Source organism: Pseudomonas putida (assembly GCF_050990305.1).
GTDB classification, from domain to species: domain Bacteria; phylum Pseudomonadota; class Gammaproteobacteria; order Pseudomonadales; family Pseudomonadaceae; genus Aquipseudomonas; species Aquipseudomonas putida_AH.
Genome location: NZ_CP158817.1, coordinates 1267911 through 1285133, shown reverse-complemented (window position 1 = coordinate 1285133; position 17223 = coordinate 1267911). Strand labels below are relative to the sequence as shown.

General features: G+C 57.1%; 26 protein-coding genes. 2 read left to right on the top strand and 24 right to left on the bottom strand.

The annotated features are described in order from the left end of the window. Positions 1–50: 50 nt before the first annotated feature. The 23 genes from ABTV22_RS05910 to ABTV22_RS05800 all read right to left on the bottom strand — a co-directional run bounded on the left by ABTV22_RS05910 (position 51) and on the right by ABTV22_RS05800 (position 14839). Entirely contained in the window at positions 51–419 is a 369-nt protein-coding gene (locus ABTV22_RS05910; RefSeq protein WP_433738995.1) for a DUF3168 domain-containing protein, read from the bottom strand. Then, positions 419–913, bottom strand: a complete 495-nt coding sequence (locus ABTV22_RS05905) for an HK97-gp10 family putative phage morphogenesis protein (protein ID WP_433738994.1) — start codon at positions 911–913, stop codon at positions 419–421. The genes ABTV22_RS05910 and ABTV22_RS05905 overlap by 1 nt, the downstream gene beginning before the upstream one ends. Then, positions 906–1244 (bottom strand): phage head closure protein, encoded by a 339-nt coding sequence (locus tag ABTV22_RS05900; RefSeq protein WP_433738993.1) that lies wholly within the window; start codon positions 1242–1244, stop codon positions 906–908. Before ABTV22_RS05900 ends, ABTV22_RS05905 begins: the two co-directional genes overlap by 8 nt. Next, positions 1241–1573: a head-tail connector protein gene (locus tag ABTV22_RS05895; RefSeq protein WP_433738992.1), complete on the bottom strand. Its 333-nt coding sequence runs from the start codon at positions 1571–1573 to the stop codon at positions 1241–1243. The genes ABTV22_RS05900 and ABTV22_RS05895 overlap by 4 nt, the downstream gene beginning before the upstream one ends. Then, on the bottom strand, positions 1570–1962 hold the full coding sequence (locus ABTV22_RS05890) for a hypothetical protein (RefSeq protein ID WP_433738991.1): 393 nt from the start codon (positions 1960–1962) through the stop codon (positions 1570–1572). Before ABTV22_RS05890 ends, ABTV22_RS05895 begins: the two co-directional genes overlap by 4 nt. Positions 1963–1999: 37 nt before the next feature. After that, positions 2000–3166, bottom strand: coding sequence for a phage major capsid protein (locus ABTV22_RS05885; protein WP_433738990.1), 1167 nt, complete (start codon positions 3164–3166; stop codon positions 2000–2002). A gap of 3 nt (positions 3167–3169) precedes the next feature. After that, on the bottom strand, positions 3170–3832 hold the full coding sequence (locus ABTV22_RS05880; protein WP_433738989.1) for an HK97 family phage prohead protease: 663 nt from the start codon (positions 3830–3832) through the stop codon (positions 3170–3172). Between the two features lie 18 nt (positions 3833–3850). Then, entirely contained in the window at positions 3851–5122 is a 1272-nt protein-coding gene (locus ABTV22_RS05875; protein ID WP_433738988.1) for a phage portal protein, read from the bottom strand. Further along, positions 5122–6843 (bottom strand): terminase large subunit, encoded by a 1722-nt coding sequence (locus tag ABTV22_RS05870; RefSeq protein ID WP_433738987.1) that lies wholly within the window; start codon positions 6841–6843, stop codon positions 5122–5124. The genes ABTV22_RS05875 and ABTV22_RS05870 overlap by 1 nt, the downstream gene beginning before the upstream one ends. Beyond that, entirely contained in the window at positions 6844–7329 is a 486-nt protein-coding gene (locus ABTV22_RS05865; RefSeq protein ID WP_433738986.1) for a phage terminase small subunit P27 family, read from the bottom strand. It lies immediately after the preceding gene. A gap of 142 nt (positions 7330–7471) precedes the next feature. Continuing rightward, a complete protein-coding gene (locus tag ABTV22_RS05860) occupies positions 7472–7864 on the bottom strand; it encodes an HNH endonuclease (RefSeq protein WP_433738985.1) in 393 nt (130 codons plus the stop codon). After that, positions 7855–8034 carry a hypothetical protein gene (locus ABTV22_RS05855; protein WP_433738984.1) on the bottom strand — a complete coding sequence of 60 codons (180 nt, stop codon included), beginning with the start codon at positions 8032–8034 and terminating at the stop codon, positions 7855–7857. The genes ABTV22_RS05860 and ABTV22_RS05855 overlap by 10 nt, the downstream gene beginning before the upstream one ends. Positions 8035–8105: 71 nt before the next feature. Continuing rightward, positions 8106–8348 carry an Rz1-like lysis system protein LysC gene (lysC, locus tag ABTV22_RS05850; RefSeq protein ID WP_433738983.1) on the bottom strand — a complete coding sequence of 81 codons (243 nt, stop codon included), beginning with the start codon at positions 8346–8348 and terminating at the stop codon, positions 8106–8108. After that, positions 8254–8643: a hypothetical protein gene (locus tag ABTV22_RS05845; RefSeq protein ID WP_433738982.1), complete on the bottom strand. Its 390-nt coding sequence runs from the start codon at positions 8641–8643 to the stop codon at positions 8254–8256. The genes lysC and ABTV22_RS05845 overlap by 95 nt, the downstream gene beginning before the upstream one ends. Further along, complete coding sequence (locus ABTV22_RS05840) at positions 8640–8957, bottom strand: phage holin, lambda family (RefSeq protein ID WP_433738981.1); 318 nt, start codon at positions 8955–8957, stop codon at positions 8640–8642. The genes ABTV22_RS05845 and ABTV22_RS05840 overlap by 4 nt, the downstream gene beginning before the upstream one ends. Before the next feature lie 173 nt (positions 8958–9130). Next, complete coding sequence (locus ABTV22_RS05835; RefSeq protein WP_433738980.1) at positions 9131–9694, bottom strand: hypothetical protein; 564 nt, start codon at positions 9692–9694, stop codon at positions 9131–9133. Positions 9695–9697: 3 nt separating this feature from the next. After that, positions 9698–9919 carry a hypothetical protein gene (locus tag ABTV22_RS05830; RefSeq protein ID WP_433738979.1) on the bottom strand — a complete coding sequence of 74 codons (222 nt, stop codon included), beginning with the start codon at positions 9917–9919 and terminating at the stop codon, positions 9698–9700. A gap of 95 nt (positions 9920–10014) precedes the next feature. Beyond that, positions 10015–11295, bottom strand: coding sequence for a tyrosine-type recombinase/integrase (locus ABTV22_RS05825; RefSeq protein WP_433738978.1), 1281 nt, complete (start codon positions 11293–11295; stop codon positions 10015–10017). Beyond that, positions 11292–11723, bottom strand: coding sequence for a VRR-NUC domain-containing protein (locus ABTV22_RS05820; RefSeq protein WP_433738977.1), 432 nt, complete (start codon positions 11721–11723; stop codon positions 11292–11294). Before ABTV22_RS05820 ends, ABTV22_RS05825 begins: the two co-directional genes overlap by 4 nt. A gap of 192 nt (positions 11724–11915) precedes the next feature. Further along, positions 11916–12719, bottom strand: coding sequence for a replication protein P (locus ABTV22_RS05815; protein ID WP_433738976.1), 804 nt, complete (start codon positions 12717–12719; stop codon positions 11916–11918). Beyond that, positions 12716–13465 carry a DnaT-like ssDNA-binding domain-containing protein gene (locus ABTV22_RS05810; RefSeq protein ID WP_433738975.1) on the bottom strand — a complete coding sequence of 250 codons (750 nt, stop codon included), beginning with the start codon at positions 13463–13465 and terminating at the stop codon, positions 12716–12718. Before ABTV22_RS05810 ends, ABTV22_RS05815 begins: the two co-directional genes overlap by 4 nt. Next, positions 13465–14172 carry a phage antirepressor KilAC domain-containing protein gene (locus tag ABTV22_RS05805; protein WP_433738974.1) on the bottom strand — a complete coding sequence of 236 codons (708 nt, stop codon included), beginning with the start codon at positions 14170–14172 and terminating at the stop codon, positions 13465–13467. The genes ABTV22_RS05810 and ABTV22_RS05805 overlap by 1 nt, the downstream gene beginning before the upstream one ends. A 406-nt stretch (positions 14173–14578) precedes the next feature. After that, complete coding sequence (locus ABTV22_RS05800; RefSeq protein ID WP_433738973.1) at positions 14579–14839, bottom strand: hypothetical protein; 261 nt, start codon at positions 14837–14839, stop codon at positions 14579–14581. Between the two features lie 112 nt (positions 14840–14951). Between ABTV22_RS05800 and ABTV22_RS05795 the strand changes: the two genes are divergently transcribed. Next, positions 14952–15800, top strand: coding sequence for a S24 family peptidase (locus tag ABTV22_RS05795; protein WP_433741311.1), 849 nt, complete (start codon positions 14952–14954; stop codon positions 15798–15800). Positions 15801–15851: 51 nt separating this feature from the next. Here the strand turns inward: ABTV22_RS05795 and ABTV22_RS05790 are convergent, their stop codons facing one another. Next, positions 15852–16172 (bottom strand): DUF1654 domain-containing protein, encoded by a 321-nt coding sequence (locus ABTV22_RS05790; RefSeq protein WP_433738972.1) that lies wholly within the window; start codon positions 16170–16172, stop codon positions 15852–15854. 473 nt (positions 16173–16645) lie between these two features. Between ABTV22_RS05790 and ABTV22_RS05785 the strand changes: the two genes are divergently transcribed. Then, a complete protein-coding gene (locus tag ABTV22_RS05785) occupies positions 16646–17029 on the top strand; it encodes a response regulator transcription factor (protein ID WP_093219601.1) in 384 nt (127 codons plus the stop codon). The last annotated feature ends 194 nt before the right edge of the window (positions 17030–17223 follow it).

Genomic DNA, 17223 nt, shown 5'->3' with positions numbered 1-17223 from the left:
TCCTACGGACAAAAAAAGCCCGCACATGGCGGGCTGGGGATAAGGCTCTGTTACCTAGGCACAAGCCAGTCGACGTCGAAGCTCGACCGGTAGAGATTAGTTGTGGTGTCTTTTTTCTCGCCACCCCAGCTGACAATGTTGGCTTTGAGTTCAATCGCGTGGACGATTGCATCGGTGACCGACCTGGCGGATGCAGCTGTCGTTGCGTATACATCGACTTGCAGCGTGTAGCCGTCAATGTCAGGTCGTCCAGCCAGATAGTTTTCCGGGCTACCAGTGACTAGCTGCCAAACCGCATACGGCTTGGTCACCCCTTCGGGCGCCTCACCAAACGGGTAAAGCCGATGAGGTGTAATGCCGAGCAATGCACGGACGCCAGGATCAGCAGAACACACAGCAAAGATAGGTACGGCCGGCATCAGTCGCTCCCGGCAGCCTTGGCCGCCCGCTTGATTGCACGATCAATGGCTTTTTCGTATTCGGTAGCGAACGTGTTGGTGGCTTCGCTGACATGGTCGGCAAGGGCTTTACGCATAAATGGCTGGGCCTCCATGTTCGCCGTACCGAACTCCAACAGGCGCCAATGTGGAGTAGGTCCGCCGACGGAAACGTCTGGCTGTTGTCCGGCTTTCGCCAACACCGCTCCCTGCATCACACCGACACGAAACCCCAAGTCGCCGGTTCTCTTAAACAGTCGACCGTTCCACCGCAATGCAACGTTGTTGGCTATGGAACGTCCTGTTTCAGCATCATCCAGGGATTGAGCGCCCTCCTTGGCTTTGTCCGCCACCAACTGCGCGGCGCGCCGCAACGCAGAGCGCCCGCCCTTCCGTTTCAAGTCGTACGTGAGGGACTCAAACTTTCCGAGGAGCGAATCCAACCCGGTAATGCTGAACTCCACACCGTCAGCCATCGTTCACCCCCTTCGACACCAGAATGGTGAGGTACTCAAGACCTGAGTCAGGATCTGGAAGCGGAGGCCCCTGAATGTTGTAGATGTCGCCACGGTGCAGAATGCGCATCGTCGGCAGCACACCGGCGCGGTAGCGGATAACCATGCGACCGGAGGCTTCGGACTGGCCCGCCTGTGCTGCGATCAAATCACGGGCGCTGAGCGGCTCAACTGAGGCTGGCACGCTCTCCCACACAGGCACCCAACCTGGAAGCATCTCGCCTGTTTCTGGATCCTGAGTCTGACTCAGTGCCTGGAACGTGATTCGATGCCTCAGTGAACCGGCTCTCATGGCGTCACCACTGGATCTGGCGGACCAGACCAATTTCGAGAAGACCACAGCAGCGATTCAACTGCCATTGGAACTTCGGCAGTGATGGTGCCGACCACGACGGCCTCACGGTTTGCGTACGAATGGCCAATCAGCAACAACAGAGCCGCCTTGAAACTGGCAGGAAAATCGTTGATTTCCAATAGCTTTGGGTTGTCACAAAACCAAAGAGCCCACGCCAGTGCCGACTCGGCGTACAGGACAATGAGGTCATCTTCATCCTCATAATCCAGACGCAAGTGCTTGCGAATCAGCTCGATGGGGAGCAGATCAGCAGCGACTACGGTCATTTTTTGTCGGCCTTTTCCTTCGCCTTGGCGTCTGCTTCGGCTTTCGCCTTGGCATCTGCTTCAGCCTTTTCCTTTTCGAGCGCTTCGGCCTTGGCCTTTTCTTCAGCCTCCGCCAGAGCCTTGGCGTCTGCTTCGGCTTTCGCCTTGGCATCTGCTTCAGCCTTTTCCTTTTCGAGCGCTTCGGCCTTGGCCTTTTCTTCAGCCTCCGCCAGAGCCTTGGCGTCTGCTTCGGCTTTCGCCTTGGCATCCGCTTCATCATCGAGATAGACGGCCAGCTTCATACCGACTAGAGCTTCAGCAATATCGTCAGGCACCGAACGAACTTCATGCTGATCAAAGGTGCCGGCATTGAAATGCGAGAACTGTTGCAACGCGCGAATCTTCTTCATGCTCAACCCGGGGCAGTTTCCTGCCCCGGCCCTATGGTTATGGAGTTGGTACGGTGAAGGTGCCCTTGATGATCGCGGTTGGCCGGTAATGAGTTACCGCCAGGCGCTCTTCACAGAGGATGGTCAGCATGTTCTTCACGAAGTTGTCGCGATCCTGGTTGCTGATTTCAATGGTCGCGTCCATGCGGTCCCAGATCTGCGAGGCCAGGTCGAAACCACCGACGGTGAAGGTACCCTGTGCCTGAGCCTTGGTGGCCACCACCGGCAGGCCCCACATGACCTTGGCGGCAAATGCTGCAGGACCGCCGAAGATGTAGCGGCCTTCTGCGTCCTTCAACAGGGCAATGGCATGCCAGTCACGCGGGTTGAGGATCAGGCCTGAGGCCTCGAATTCGGACTCGCTAGTCTGAAAGATCGCGTGAGCAATCTGGTCGGCGCGGGTATCGCCGGTAGCGTTGAGCCCAGTGTCATATGCACTGGCCACTTTGTTGAGACCGATCAGGTTGTCACCGGTGCCGTCACCATTGAGCAACTGACCTTCTTCTACTAGGTCCAGACCGAACAGCAGGCGACCATTCACGTACGACTCCAGCATCGGCGCGTCGTCCATGATCTGGCGAGAAGCCTGAATCCAGTGCGCGATGGTTCTGACGTTGGCTGTTTCCTTGGTGAAGGTCAGTTGCGACTCAGGTTTTTGCGCACCCTCGGCGACTGGTGCAGCGCTGTTGGTGAATACATTCTCACGCACGTATTCGATGGCGTTCGATGTGGTTCGGCCCTGGGCAAGCAGGTCGCGAATGGTCAAGCGGCGCAGGCCAGGCATCAGAATGCCGGGATTCTGTTGAGGCTGAACCAGAGTGCCAGCTGAAGCCGCACCGGACCCCAGGGCTTTGCTGAAACTTTTTACGTCAACCTTGCCAGTGCTGGAACCGTTCCAACCTTTCTTCAGGTCTTCTGCGGCGCGCTCAGCAAAGGTTTTTTTGGCTTCTGGGTTGTCGAGACCGCCGGTGGCAAGTTTCGATTCCAGGTCAAACAGACGGGTACCGGCTGTCTTCAGTTCGTCCTGTACGGTCTGTAGATCAGACTGCAGCTTTTTGCTGATCTCGCCGGTGCTGCTGATTTCTTTCTTCTGCGCATCGAACAGATCGGTCATGTTCTTTTGCGCGTCTTCGATCGCCTTTTGGATCTGGGCCAATTCGGACATGGTTTATTTTCCTACAGATGGGAAGGACTTGATGCGCTCCAGGAGCGCGGTGATTTCGCCACCTTCGGAATCACTCCGAACTGCGGACTTGAACCGGGCAATAAAGCCCAGTGCTTGCGACTTCGAGAGACCGGCCGAATCCCTCAGCCAGTGCTCTACATCGCGAATGGTGGTGATTGCCTCCATGCTTTTCATGGATTCGATAGTCGCCTGCTCATTGGCAGGGAAGGTGCAGATGCTGATTTCACGAAGCGCGGCGACATTTTTAAAGGCGCGGCCCGTGGCGATGATGTCGAAGTCGTCCTTCATCACAGTGAAACCGACTGACATACCCTCGACCGTCTTATGCTCCATGGCAGCTCGGAGGTCGTTCGAAACAGAAAGCCCAGGGGTTAACTCACCGCGGACTATCAGCCCCTTACTGTCCTCTTCAAGCGACTGCCACTTTCCGACCGGGATTTCCCAGGTCTGGTGGTTGAAGAACATGCCGACCTGTCGACTTTGCGTTGCCAAGGCTTTCTTGTAGGCCCCCGGAAGGATGATGTCGCCATCCGAGTCGATGACGTCAAAGACACTGGCATACCCCTCGAAAACCCCAGCCTTTCCGTCCGAAGAAAACTTAATTTCGGTCTCGGTGAAGGCCAGCGTCTTTTGAATATTTGACATTGGATAGCTCCAGAAAAACTAAACCCCGCTCGGGGCGGGGTTTGGTTTGCCAAGTTGATCAAGCGGCACGTTCTGTGACTGTCGTGTCGCGACATCGCCACCGGGTAGCTTGGGCCGGTTGTTGACTCGACGGCCTTCGTTCGGAGTCAGCAGGCCTGTATCGATCAGAGTTTTCAGGTAGTTCGCACGGGCAGTTGAATCGCCACTCAATAGGCCATCACGATTGTGCTCTGCGTGGATCCGGCCCAGATCTAGGGGCTTCACAAGCCAGCGCAGGATGCACCCCTCCCAAATCTCCAGGTACGGATCAAGCGCGTACTGAAGAAAACCGAGGTTCTGCTGCTCGATGCCGGAACCCCAGCTGGTGGACTTCTCGACATCTCCCACCAGGTGCGGTGGTACACCAAAGAAACGGGCCAACTCACTGACCTGGAACTTTCGGGCTGCCATTGTTTCCGCATCCTGCGGGCTCACGCCGATGGCTTGAGTGGTGAAGCCACCCTCAAGAATCCACAAGCGCTTCTTTACCGGGCCGCCGGATATCTCCTTGAAGTTCTCCTCCACCTGGGCACGTTGCTCCTTGTTTAGGACCTTGCCCTCGCCAGTCATAAGTAACTGGGGAGATTTCGCACCGTTGGCATAGAAGTCGCGCTGCTGGTCTTCCATGGCGACAGCAACGCTCGCTGTTTTAGCAGCGAAGGCGATCGGGGAAAGCCCGACAAGCCCATTGAATCCGAAGCCTTTGAGGTGGAATATTTCGCTTTGCTTAAAATCTGCGTACTCGGTGTCTCGGCGATATCGGTAGATAATTCGCTTCCCTTCGAGGCGAACGTCCATGTTGACCGACATCAGTGGCACAAGACTGATGACATCGCCCGCGCTGTTGCGCTCGATGAGGGCGTAGGCATTTCCGTAGTAACAAAGCTGCATCGTCATCGCAACGCGGAAGTCAAAGGCCGTCATGAAGTCGTTTGGCCGATATTTCAAAAGCCGGGCAAGCGGGTTGTCCAGTCCAACCTTTGACCGGTCCTCACCCTTTGTTTCGAACACGTCCAGTGGCATGCAAGCCGTTACGCTCGAGATAAGCCGCACACAAGCGAACACCGTGGAGATTTGCAATGAGCGCTCGTCTGTTACAACCGAGTCGCCAACCTGGCCGGTGGCGGAGACCGGCCCCGTCTGAGATCCCTTGTTCGGCGTCGACAAGCGTCCGCCGACAAAGAAGCTCGCCATACGCGCCCAGAATGGACTGCGCGTGCGTAGGTCGATGCTGTAGTCGGTATCTGCCATTACATGCTCATCGGTCTGGATAGGAAGTCGTCAACAGAACCTTGCACCTCAGCATTCGCCAGGACTCGGCCTATCGCCATAATCAGCGCAACAGCGCCGTCGATCTTGTTGTCATCGCCCTGCTTGATCGGGCGCACCACGTCATCGTTACCCGGCAAGTTCTTTCCAATCACGTTGCCGATACACCAGGTCATGATTGGATTACCGTCATGATGGAACCGGCCTGCCTCAATGGCAGCCTCGAGCTCTTTCATTGGGTCCGACATGTTGGTGTAGTTTTGCGTGATCGTAATGGGATTGAACCCTTGGTCATCTAGGTCATGACTGAGGCCAGTTGCACCATGGGGGTCAATCGGACACTCGCGCACAGGGGCATGATGGTTCGCCTCCTTAGTGTCTTCGAGGATTTCGCGGTAATCGATCTCAGCACCATCTGTTACTTCCAGGTGCTTGGAGTGAATCCAGGCCTGATACCGATCAGCCATCCGCTTGTTGTCGGTGTTGAAGGCGGTGTCGTATGGCACCCAAAACTTGGGGGCCACGCTGTAGTAATGGATCTTTCCGTCGATCTCACGCCAGAACAGACGAGACCTTGAGTTCATGTCGAGCTTGCGCGCTAAGTCAAAGCCCGCGTTCCACTCTTGGCCTTCGAACTGCTCAAGGGTCAGCGTGGTGTCCTCGCAGGCCTTCCAGCTTTCCATGTTGTAGTAGCCAGACTTGGCACTCACCCACAGATTCAAGTGCTTTGTCTTGAACGTGTTGGTGAACCGCGCCGAACGAATTGCGCGGGCCTGCTGGCTCTCCAGATACTCCTGGAACACCGACACGCCGTGGTTGGGATTGGCCTTGGCCAGCATCTTCGGATCGGTCCAGTCATCGCCCTCGTCGAGCGTCCAGATCCAACCAAAGAGCTCGTCGTCCGGCACCGTGCCCTCGAGCATTTCGATGACCTGGCGACGCTTGTCGTAACACGGCCCCTCGATGTCGGCACCAGCGGTGGTGATGATGAACATCAGCGGCTGCCGCCGGGCACCCATGCCGGTGAGCATGGTGTCGTATTGGGCTGACGTTGGGTGTTCGTGGTATTCGTCGACGATGGCGCAGCTGGGTGAAGCACCGTCACCCGGGTTGCCTATCAGCGGCTCGAAGCGGCTGAAGTCGGACGGTATGTTCATGTTCGAGGCGTTGACCTCGATACCCGCAGCCTGGACCAGCATGGGCGACTTGCTCACCATCAACTTGGCTGGACGGAATACTTCCCACGCCTGCTTCTCGGTGGTCGCTCCTGAGTAGACCTCGGCGCCGAACTCCCCGTCGGCAACGAACATGCTGATGCCAACGCCGCCGGCGACCACAGACTTTCCATTCTTGCGAGGCACTTCCCAGTAGCTTTCGCGGAAGCGGCGGTGGCCACCCTTTTTCTTGACCCAGCCGAAAGTGACTGCCAGACCGAACAACTGCCAAGGCTCCAGGCTTATCAGTTGACGCTTGAACGCCCATTCGCCTTTCGTATGCGGCAAGAGCTGGATCAGCTTGAGCTTTTTCTCAGCCTTCGCCGGATCGAACTTGAACCGGTAACCACGTTTGCGACTGGCTGCCAGGTCGTCGAAGTGACGCTGCACCGCTTGGTGGATGTAACGACATGCCGGGACCTTCCCACGAAGTAATGACCGCCCCCACGCCATCGCCTTGTCGACGTTTGGATGCAGGGATTTGGTCATTTATGAGCTCAGTAGTTGGGCAAATTCATTGGTGGTCTTCTCCTTGTTTCCGCCTATCAACCGGGTTCGGCTCGACGGGTCCAGGCCCAGCAGCGACCCGAAAGTCACCATCTGTCGCATCGTTTCGTTGGCCGCGGTCAGCGCAGGATTTTTCACGGGTCCACCGGTCGCGCCGGCCACAACAATTCCGTTATCCCTTATCGACTCTTGAGCCATCCGCCAGTTGTCATAGGCAGTGCAGAAGGCCTCGACGTTGTGCAGATCGGTGAGAGCTACGACGTTCTCGCGCAGCAACTCGGGAAGAATCATTTTCCACATCACGGCAGCGCGCTCGCTCAACCACTCCGGCGGATCAACGTCGGTGATCTTGGAGAACTCAGGCTCAGCAGTATTGAGCGCTCGCTTACCTGGGTTACCGGCGAGCTGTTTCTTGGCCGTCGGCTTGGGTTTGCGACCACGGCCGGCGACCGTGGCGGTGCCTCCCATCGCGCAACTCCTGAATTTTTAATTTCGCGGGTATGAAAAAACGATTGAGGGCGCGGTCTAGAAGCGAAAAGGCCCAGACTTTCGACCCTCCCCCTCCCTCTGGGTGGGAATTCGTCTCATTTGCCTCATTTTCTCTGTTTTTTCACGGTTTTTCTGATTTTCGCCGACCGGCATTGCCGAATCCGCCGTCCTCTCCCGCAGTCTTGACCGAATGGCAGGGGTGGCACAGGGACTGCCAGTTGGTCCGATCCCAGAACAGGCTCATGTCACCACGATGCGGCTCGATGTGGTCAACGTCGGTGGCCACAACCACCAGGCCGCGCGCTTTGCAGTGTCGGCACAGCGGATGCTTGGCAAGCCAGCCAGCGCGGGCCTGCTGCCACTTGTATCCATAGCCACGGGCAGCGCTGGTCTCGCGAGGCTTCTCTCGCACATGACTCTTGAGCAGATGCGCATGAGCATCACAGTAGCGAGGGTTACGGGTCAGCACGTTGCAGCCTTGGGCATTGCACGGCTTCTGTGGCCTCAACGGCATGGCGTGCCATCCATGTAAGTCAGCGGCGGCGCATCGGGATCCTCTGGTTCATCAGCGGCCATCGCCTGGATCAGTAGGTCCAACCTGCCGGCGATCTGATGCATCGACTGAGCTGTGCTCTCTTGGGCTGCCACCAGTCTTTCCAGTAACGAGATCAATGGATCGCTCATATGCCACCTTGCTCCACTTCTTGATCCACTCGCGCCGGGCGGCGCACCCACTACAAGCCATGGCCCCGCTCCTACTTGCTCTGGCTACGCTTTATTTGGGCGTCCACCTGGTCGGCACAGGTATCGAGCAGGTTGACGGCGCGATCCTTCATGGCCCACAGGTCCCCATTGAGCGAGAGGTCGTCATCGCTGAAGCTGATGCGCTCGCACGGCACAAGCTCAGGGGGCTCGACCCTTACCGTTGTTGTCTTTACTGGCTGTGGCTGCTGGCTTCCCGCGCAGGCCGTCAGGCAAAGGCTGAGCAGCCCAATCACGAACAGCCGGGCTGGTGCGTTTGAGTTGTTCAAAGTCTTTCCTCGCTTGCCGGGCCTTGTCTTCGCTGGCCTTCAGGCGCTTGTTGAGATCGGCCTGATAGTCCTTGTTGCGCTGGGCTTCGGCTCGGAGCGTGGTGATCGTGGCTTGGCTTTCGAGGTTGGCATCGAGTGCCTTCCTCTTCTCGCCAGCCTCGAACGCCACCTCGCCGCGCAGGGCAACCACTCGAGATTGCTGAATGCCAACCAGCAGCAGGCCGACCAGAGCGATGATGATCGCTGTGGCAAAGGCCTTCATGTTGCATCCGCCTTGCGCCCGAGGAACTTGATGATCAGCTCCCGGATCGCGGTCACGCCGATGAACCCGATGGTGCCGCCGGCAGCCACCGATAGGCTAGAGGGCCAGGCCATCCATTCAATGATGCTGCTTGCAGAAAGACTGAGCGCGCCGCAGATGAGCGCCTCAAGGATCACGCGCCATTTATTGGCCTCCTTGCCTTCGTACAGCACGCGTAACAGTGAAATGGTTGCGGCCATGATCGCTCCTTGCCAGAGCGGATTACTGAGGACGAGCCAGACCTGCGCCCAGAAGTCAGGATTTTTCTCAGGCATTTAGTAGATCCGACTGACCTCCCGTTCGGGAGCAGAAATGAAAAAGCCCCGCACATTGGCGAGGCTCGGATTAGAAAGCAAAAAGCCCAGCAATGGGCTGGGCTTTGGTGTCGTCTCTCATAACGCGCAAGATCGACATGATGGGGCTAATTTATGATCATTCCGCCACTACGTCAAGCAGCGTCGATGAAGATTTCTTCCCGGTCGAAAATCTCTGTCGCGTGGATGACTGCGGCCTCTTCAAGCGACTCAAGACGCTTTGCGATGCCGGTCTTCCAGCGCCGGCGCGTCGACTCTGGCTTTCCCTCCACGTCCCAGGTGTTCATGTCGTAGAACTCGGCCGGCAGCACGATCATGTCGGTGGAGCGCTTGCCGTTCTGGACACCCTTGAGCTTCGGGATCGCCCACGCAGTGAGCGCCTTATAGATGAACAGTTGTGGGGCCGGGGAAACCATGCGGGCCACCAACCGGCCAATGGCAGCGACCTTGTTCGCCTTGTGCGTGGAGTATTTGGCGACCAGTACATCCCACTGGGCCGGCTCAAGCTGGCGATGCAGGAGCGCATAGAGACAGCAGTCGTAATCGAACTTGTCGCGCACCGAGAGCGAACTGCCGGTACCACCTGAGCGAAGGTCGGCGTCGATCAGCTTCTGCCACGATTGCTTGGTGCTGTTGTCGATATTGTCGGCGGCCAGTACTCGAACCAGCGTGCTCATCACGTCCTTATAGATACCCATGACTCAATCCCCCTTGTAAGACGAGCGGCCGGCGCCGCGGCTGTTGCTCTGCTGGTACTGCTCAACCGTCCCGCCTGCTACTGGCACTTGCTCCCCAAGTTGACGCACCCGACGAACCATCCGCCCAAGCTGGACCACCAGGTCTTCGATCAACAGCGGCTCCAGGGTCTGGGCATGAACGAAGCCGGATGAATGACAGCCAATGCAATCGAGCTCATGAAACATCCCCTTGATCAGCCCCTTTCCAGCACATGACGGACACTCGGTCATCGGTATCAAACTGCGCACAAGGGCGGGGCCATGCTGCTTTTTCATCATTTTTAAACCTCGCCTATGGTTGATTCTTGAGTGGCCTTGCAGCCCTTGTCCTGCGCGGCTTCCAGCGCATTACCGGAATCTCCGAATCTAAAGCCGGTCAATCCGTGAATCAGGGCAAAACCCTTCTGGTCTAGATGCGCGTGCCACTGCTCCAGGGCATCACGCTTGCGCCCCATCACGTCCGACTGGATGTACACCTTCACGTTGTGACCCATCGCGTGGTTGATCAGCAGCTCGCCGATTAGATGGTCGATGCCGAGGTCTGCCCAACCAGTACGGGCTACCTTGCGCAGGTCATGGCTGGTCCACTCGCCCTGCCCCAACCGGGCGAACACGGCGCTGGCCTGGCCTTCGCTCAGGGCCTTGCCATTGCGTGCCGGGAACAGGAACTGACCGTCGTAGCCCTTGGCGTACTGGCCTTCGCGGTAACTGACGAGCAGTGCGCAAACTTGCTCGGTTAATGGCAGGTGATGCTCAACACCCGTCTTGGTGTGTTCGGCCGGAATGAACCACTCACGCTCGGCCAGGCTGATGTGCGACCAGCGTGCCTGCCGGGTTTCGCCGATGCGCGTACCGTGACAGAGCATCATCAGTGCGAGCATGGCATCCAGTGGCGCCGTCTCCATGACGGGAGCCAACTGCTCCAGCAGCCCCCCAAGCTGCACCCCACGCAGGCGCGACGGCTTGATCCCGACCTTGGCTTTCGAGAAGTCGTTGAACTTGATGGCAGCCATCGGATTGGCCGAGATTAGCCCCAGCTTGAAAGCCTGACGGAAGGCCAGGGCCAGCAGCTGGAACACCGAGCGCACGTAGTCGATGGAAATGTTTTCCTGAAGCGGCCACATGAGCTGGCTGTCGAGGGTCGCCTTGTCGATGCCGGTCAGTGGCAAGTCGCCCAGGCGCGGCATCAGGTGGCATTTGATCGCAGAGGCTCCGGTCTTCTTGCGCTTGCTCGACAGGTTTCGGTCGCGCGACATGCGCTCGGCGTACCAGGTCAGCAACTCGCCAACAGTGACCCACTTCGACAGGTTCGCCCCGGTGCCGGCTTCCAGGCGCAGGCGGATGGCCGGCAGCGCGGCAACGACTTGCTTCGCGTTGAGGTCAGGAAAGGCGCCAATCCGGTTCCATTCGCCCTTCACCACCAGGTACCAGGACGCACGTTCGCGAGCACGGGTGAAGCGCAGGTATAAACCGCGATTTTCGATGTCGCGCAGATCCCGTACGCCCCCGGCAGCCTGACGCTTGATCTCGGCGTCAGTGATCTTCACGGCAGCACTGGTCATGCGGCCACCACGGTAGGCGCCATGCGCAGGTAGGCGCGAATCTGCTCCACCGTGTCGAAGTGCCCGCGGCACACGACTGCCAGGTAACCATGGTCATTAAGCTTGCGAATGCGTTCGTGCTGGCTGGTCGAAATTGCTGCGTCGTTTGGTGGCGTGGCCTTGAATTCGATGTACAGACCGAAGAACCCGCCGCGTGCCATCGGCAGGACCAGATCAGGGATGCCGGCTTTCACGCCCTGAGCCTTCAACTTCGCAGCAACGGCCTTCACGCGATGTCCGCCGTTCGGGACGTGGAAGATCAGGTCAGCAACTTCAGGCATGCGGGCACGTAGCTCTGCCATCAGTGCCGCCTGCTCCAACCCCTCGCGGTCGACCGGCTTGGCGCGTACTGGCTTCTGCTTGAATGCCCTGAGTTTGGCTGGCGTCATACTTGCTCCCCGGTAAATCGATCAATCACTTCAAAGGTCGTAGGCCACATCCGTGCCCCGTAGGTTTTGGCCATCTCAGCGCATCTGAAAACCGCGACAGCGAGGTCTGGCTCATAGGTGAGATCCCACTTGTAACCGCAGCAGTGCACAGCGAATCGGTACTCGGTAGGGTCTGTAGGAGCGAGATACGGGTTAGGCATGCTGAGCAACTCCGACAACTCGCGCCGACGGCTTCAACCCGAAACGGCGCAACAGCTGTTCACGCGCCGACTGACCGTCAGCAGGAATGTCCATCCTCAATACCTGGGCCTGCGCAACGCGCTCGGTCAATTCGGATGCCCATTCAACGGCCGATTTCTGGCTGTCGTGGCCGATTCCGATGGCGATGTCTTCCAGCGGAAGACCGGCGACCAGTCGGCGGATAGTGATTTCGTAGGCCCGGTCAAAGACCTCGCTGGCTTTCTCCGGCTTCAGGTCGCCCAGATTGTGCATCTCGCACTGCAGAGCCGCGTGCCGGATGGCCGGGTGCGACCAGACGCGGGCACCGAAACGGCTAGGGTGCGCATTCTCCAAAGCCTCACGAAACGCCCGATCGCTGGAAGGTATGCCCAACATTTCCGGGGTTGGCATACACAGCTTTATGAATTTGCCCACGCTAGGGATGAAGTCGGTACCCAGCTCGCGGCACCGCTCGACGCCGAACTGGATTTGCTCAAGCTGCGTGATCTTGGCAACGATGAAAGCTTTGACCCAGCTGCGCCGGGCCGCCTGCAGAGAGGGGTCGTCTGGCCAGGCTTGCTTCCAGGCGGGAAAAATACTTCGAAGCTCCTTGAACAATGCGTTAACGACCTCGACCGTGCCGGATGGCAGGGATTCCGGCATAGGCATTGGCGCTGGTGGCTGGTAGTTACCAACGGCAGTACGGAGGTCTTCGGTTGCGCCCGCCAGCTTCAGCAACTGACCTGCGCTGCGCGGAGCCTTTAATTTGGCGCTCATAGACCGCCTCCGAAGTCGTCAGCCCAGGTGGTGTCATCAAAGTCAGGGCCATTGGACTGGCGCGCCGGAAACTGTCGAACGTTCGAAGCGGCAGCTCGGGCATTGTCGTTGAGCACCCACTTGACCAGCATCTGCACCCATTCGGCCTGGGTGTTCACCTGCCCGCGGGATTCGTAGTGCGCGGTGAATGCGCGGCGCATCTCATCGGTGAACATGGTAAGAACCACACCAGAATGGGTGGCATAGGTTTTCAGCAGCTTGGCATCGGGCTGCCAGTCGAGGGTCATCTCGCTTGGCATCCGAGGATCAACAGGCTCGTGCGCAGAGAGAGGTTCTTTATTCTTCTCTTTCTCTTCTTTAGGTAACGCACCGCTAACGTTCGCAGCGTTACTTTTACCGTTACTGGCTTTGTGATTAGCCACCCGCTTTGCCGTGAGAAGCCTGTTTTTAGCGGTCTTTCCGTTGTGACGGTCGAAATGCGGCAGGCTGATAATGCCTTCGGCCTCGATCATCCAGGCGACCGATTTCATGTGTTCACAGAAACCGATAACGCCCACGAGACGATCAAGTAACTTTTTACTAACGCTCGGAGCGTTACCGTTTTCGGTTTGTTGGTCGAACCAGCCCCACACGCGCATCAACTTGCCGACGACCGCATCAGGGTCTATGTCAGCCAGGTCAGCGATCTGGCAAACCTCGGGCTTGTCCAAGGTGGTGAGTTCGAATTTGATCCAGTCGCCGGCCATTACGCGACCCTCTGCATGTTGTAGGTAGCCCACTTGCCGGCAATCCAGTTCACGCCTTTCGGGGTGAATCGGGCTTGGGCGAATGCGTGGCTGTTTCGTTCGGATGTGCCGGTTTTCACGTCAAAGCGGCCGGCGTCGATGTGGGGCTGTTTCGCCATCAGGTCGCCGTTCAGGTAGTACATGACGCCTGTATCGATGAGCATTTGACGAAAGGCCCGCTCGTTTGCCCTGAGGACTTTTGCGACCTGGCGGAAGCCCAGAAGCCCTTTCGTGTCGACATAGCGGTCAACGAACTCAGCTTTCGGTGCAGCGAGCGCGAGAGCTTGTGTTGCTTCCTGGGTGCGCTCGTACTGCTCTGCCCACGCACGGGCAGCAGCGGCAGGACTTGAAAAATCGGGAAGTTCGGTTGTGACTGGGTGTCGCGACACGTTTTCGAGTTCGTTCAAACGTGTCACGACACGGTGCCGTAACTGGATGCTGTAACCGGTCAGGAGGGTTTCGGTGAGGATTCTGTCAAGGAAGAACTCGGTCTGACGCCGGTTCGAGTCATCCATATAGATGCGCTCAAAACTGAGCGCATCTAAGCCAAGCTCCAGAAGCATCTTCTGAGCATCGCGCTTGACGTTTTTGTGTTCTTTTTCGCAGAGCTGGGCGATCTCCCGGCTCGACATTGTGACCGTATTGCTTGGAGCGACGATCGTGTTCATAATGGCCCCTCAGTGTTTTGCGTTTTGAAAGAGCCGGGTTGCAGCCCGGCTTTTTTGTGCCTGTAATTCAGGCGATTACTTTTCCGCAGACGCGACCAATCCCGCCGACATGGCTATCGCCCTCAGCGTTCAGTGTCCCCATACGTCCTGATTTACTGCCGTCCATTTCCTTTCCCCTAATGGTCTTCCTGGTGGATCTTTTCTACTGGATGAATTAACAGCTAACTTCGCGTTCTACCTCGATTCCCAGCTAAACCCGATACTGGTGCTACTCGACCTTCTTGCTATTCCTCAATGCCCTGAAGGTCTTTCCGCAACCGCTCAAGATCTTCCTTGAGCAAATCGAGGTGGTGATCCATGTCTTCCAGTCGCTCCAAAGGACTTTCCGGAGTAGGCATAGCCCCCGCTATGCCACAGCCTTTTTTGGATGGACTTCGGCAACACGAAGCACTTTGTGGGCGAGCTCAACAAGGTCAGGCCGTAAACCAGCGATAGTGATCTCGCCGTCAGAGGCGTCTTGAAGACGCTCGGAAAGCTCGGCAGATGCTTTCCGATGACCGCCAGCAAGCTGCCAGAGATGTCCGACGGTGGTCTTCGCTGCTTTGGCTACCAGCTGACGTCGGTCAGCTGTTGCGCTGGCGAGCCAATCTCGCAAATGGTCATTCATAGGGGTTCTCCTAAAACCTAGGAGAAATTTAGCTTAGGGCTAATATCAGAGCAAGGAATATTTAGCTGTGAGCACATTTAGCATTGAGCTAAAGAATGGCATTCTTGCTCGCATGGATATCTACGCGATTCGCAAACGCCAATTGGTCAATTTGATCGGCGACCAAAAAAAAGGCGCCTGTGCCGAGCGCTGGGGGATGGCGCCTGCGCACTTGAGCCAAATCCTTTCGGAAAAGACCGCCAAGAATTTGGGCGATGACGTAGCTCGCCGGATTGAGGTGGTTGAGAAGCTGCCCAGGGGGTGGTTTGACTCCCTTCCCACCGACGAAGAGTCGGTCGGACTTGGTCCGAAAGAGATCATCACAGCGTCGGCTGTTGAATCGAATTCATCGGCCGCAGACCAAGTAAAGCGAATGCTTGGAAAAGTGAAGGGACTTTCGATTGAGGCACGAGATCGAATTGTCGCCGCTGCCGAAGAACCTGACGATGGGTTGCCCCATCAACTCTCGGTGAGCATCGCAAACCTACGACCGACCAATGACGAGATCGTCATCCCTCAGTACGACATTCGAGCTGCAATGGGTCATGGCCAGGTTCCGCCTGACTACACCGAGGTTGTCCGAAATCTGGTGGTGCGCGAGGAAATCCTGCGCGAGAAGGGCATCACCTACACGTCGAAGACATCTCTGGGAATGATCAACGGATGGGGCCAGAGCATGGAAGGCACCATCAACGACAAGGATTTGGTCATTGTCGATAAAGGCGTGCGGGACTTCATCGGAGAAGGAATTTACGTCTTGACCTGGCATAACGAGCTTTACATCAAGCGGGTCATGCGTCTCGACGAAGATAATTACCGGCTTATATCTGACAACCCACACTATGAAAACCAGACGGCTCGGATCGATGATGTAACCATTCATGCGAAGGTTCTGTTGATCTGGAATGCCAGGAAAGCCTGACCAATCGCAACAAATCAAAGCCCGCCTCTTCAGCGGGCTTTTTTGTGCCTGCTAGAAAGGCGCTGGCTCTTCCACAGCGTCGAATTCTTCATGAGCTTCCGCACGAGGATCTTCATCCGCTGGAGCTTCCCACCGCAACGTAACCGAATCGTCCTCGTCATTGAATGTCATTTCAATGCCGTCGACATCGGATAGCGCGTCCATCACCTCATCCCATTCCCTATCCCCATCAGTGTCGAGCCGATGAATCGTCGCCCACTTCCGATCCTGCGCAATTGGGTGGTTGATCATGTTTGCAACTCTCAGGGTCAATCGCTCCATCCCTGACATCGGCTTCGACTCTTGCGGTTTCTTCTTCTGCGGGCTTGCCATCAGCTACTCCTTGATTACTGTATGCATGTACAGCCTTTCCAAATATTAGCTTGATGCTAATCCCCGCGTAAAGACCGATTTCGATCTGGTGCTTTCGAACCCTTCCAGCATAAAAATTTCACCCAAAGCTAAAATATTTAGCTTGCAGCTATTGACTGATCTTTAGCTCATGGCTAAATTTATCTCAACGCCAGCGACTAAGGCGCCAGAGCAAAACGGCTCGCCGCTCTTTAACAGTCAGCGCAACAAACAACAGACCGCATTGCCTCTACCGGCGACCGGCGAGCAGACAGGCCCGAAAGCCTGCCAACGACAGGACCAGCCTGGACGGTTGCTCGATGGTGAAACGCCAGAACCGTGTGAATGACCCGGCAAGCAATGCGCCCCGCCCCTCCGGCGGCAATAGGACGGAAAGTTTCACTGATGCACCTGGTTTGCCGGGTGCATTGGGAAAACAACCGGGAGTCAAAACGATGGAAACAGAAATCGTAAATGGCACATGGAAGGGTCACCTCGGTCGTGGCCTGGCACCGCGAGAGCTTCAGTTTCTTCTCTGGGTTGCCCTTGGGCTCACCGCAAAGGAAATCGCACGGGAGGTAGGCATCTCGCCGGCCACCGTAGCGAAGCGCCTCACCAACGCAATGTTCAAGCTTGGAGTTACCCGACGCGCCGCACTGGTGGCCGAAGCGATGCGCCGCCAAATCATTTCCCCGATGTGCTTTGTTCTGGCAGCACTGATCGCCATGCACGCAATGCTCGATGGCGACTCAATGCGGCGTGATCGCCGAGTCCCTGAGCGACGTATCGCCCAGGTCAGAACGGCAAAACGCGCTGAGGCATACGACCACCACGCATAAGCAACACTGCTGCACCTTGACGACAGGGTGCAGCGGGATGCGGATGTTTCTGCACCGCGCAACGCGGCCCCCTGCGTCCAACCTATCCGGAAACAAATTGCACCTAACCGGAATAGTTTTTCCACTCCAACAGAGGGCGACAGCCATGAAATAGACCATGACCCGAAAACCACTGCATCTGTGAAAGGCCCGAA

Bases quoted from the DNA above. Each gene is read 5' to 3' on its own strand.
- ABTV22_RS05800 (WP_433738973.1), bottom strand. From the start codon at position 14,839: ATGAATGACCATTTGCGAGATTGGCTCGCCAGCGCAACAGCTGACCGA.
- ABTV22_RS05835 (WP_433738980.1), bottom strand. From the start codon at position 9,694: ATGGGTATCTATAAGGACGTGATGAGCACGCTGGTTCGAGTACTGGCC.
- ABTV22_RS05845 (WP_433738982.1), bottom strand. From the start codon at position 8,643: ATGAAGGCCTTTGCCACAGCGATCATCATCGCTCTGGTCGGCCTGCTG.
- ABTV22_RS05875 (WP_433738988.1), bottom strand. From the start codon at position 5,122: ATGGCAGATACCGACTACAGCATCGACCTACGCACGCGCAGTCCATTC.
- ABTV22_RS05795 (WP_433741311.1), top strand. From the start codon at position 14,952: ATGGATATCTACGCGATTCGCAAACGCCAATTGGTCAATTTGATCGGC.
- ABTV22_RS05890 (WP_433738991.1), bottom strand. From the start codon at position 1,962: ATGAAGAAGATTCGCGCGTTGCAACAGTTCTCGCATTTCAATGCCGGC.
- ABTV22_RS05805 (WP_433738974.1), bottom strand. From the start codon at position 14,172: ATGAACACGATCGTCGCTCCAAGCAATACGGTCACAATGTCGAGCCGG.
- ABTV22_RS05900 (WP_433738993.1), bottom strand. From the start codon at position 1,244: ATGAGAGCCGGTTCACTGAGGCATCGAATCACGTTCCAGGCACTGAGT.
- ABTV22_RS05785 (WP_093219601.1), top strand. From the start codon at position 16,646: ATGGAAACAGAAATCGTAAATGGCACATGGAAGGGTCACCTCGGTCGT.
- ABTV22_RS05860 (WP_433738985.1), bottom strand. From the start codon at position 7,864: ATGCCGTTGAGGCCACAGAAGCCGTGCAATGCCCAAGGCTGCAACGTG.
- ABTV22_RS05830 (WP_433738979.1), bottom strand. From the start codon at position 9,919: ATGTTTCATGAGCTCGATTGCATTGGCTGTCATTCATCCGGCTTCGTT.
- ABTV22_RS05815 (WP_433738976.1), bottom strand. From the start codon at position 12,719: ATGAGCGCCAAATTAAAGGCTCCGCGCAGCGCAGGTCAGTTGCTGAAG.
- ABTV22_RS05840 (WP_433738981.1), bottom strand. From the start codon at position 8,957: ATGCCTGAGAAAAATCCTGACTTCTGGGCGCAGGTCTGGCTCGTCCTC.
- ABTV22_RS05895 (WP_433738992.1), bottom strand. From the start codon at position 1,573: ATGACCGTAGTCGCTGCTGATCTGCTCCCCATCGAGCTGATTCGCAAG.
- ABTV22_RS05790 (WP_433738972.1), bottom strand. From the start codon at position 16,172: ATGGCAAGCCCGCAGAAGAAGAAACCGCAAGAGTCGAAGCCGATGTCA.
- ABTV22_RS05885 (WP_433738990.1), bottom strand. From the start codon at position 3,166: ATGTCCGAATTGGCCCAGATCCAAAAGGCGATCGAAGACGCGCAAAAG.
- ABTV22_RS05910 (WP_433738995.1), bottom strand. From the start codon at position 419: ATGCCGGCCGTACCTATCTTTGCTGTGTGTTCTGCTGATCCTGGCGTC.
- ABTV22_RS05880 (WP_433738989.1), bottom strand. From the start codon at position 3,832: ATGTCAAATATTCAAAAGACGCTGGCCTTCACCGAGACCGAAATTAAG.
- ABTV22_RS05870 (WP_433738987.1), bottom strand. From the start codon at position 6,843: ATGACCAAATCCCTGCATCCAAACGTCGACAAGGCGATGGCGTGGGGG.
- ABTV22_RS05825 (WP_433738978.1), bottom strand. From the start codon at position 11,295: ATGACCAGTGCTGCCGTGAAGATCACTGACGCCGAGATCAAGCGTCAG.
- ABTV22_RS05820 (WP_433738977.1), bottom strand. From the start codon at position 11,723: ATGACGCCAGCCAAACTCAGGGCATTCAAGCAGAAGCCAGTACGCGCC.
- ABTV22_RS05855 (WP_433738984.1), bottom strand. From the start codon at position 8,034: ATGAGCGATCCATTGATCTCGTTACTGGAAAGACTGGTGGCAGCCCAA.
- ABTV22_RS05865 (WP_433738986.1), bottom strand. From the start codon at position 7,329: ATGGGAGGCACCGCCACGGTCGCCGGCCGTGGTCGCAAACCCAAGCCG.
- ABTV22_RS05810 (WP_433738975.1), bottom strand. From the start codon at position 13,465: ATGGCCGGCGACTGGATCAAATTCGAACTCACCACCTTGGACAAGCCC.
- ABTV22_RS05905 (WP_433738994.1), bottom strand. From the start codon at position 913: ATGGCTGACGGTGTGGAGTTCAGCATTACCGGGTTGGATTCGCTCCTC.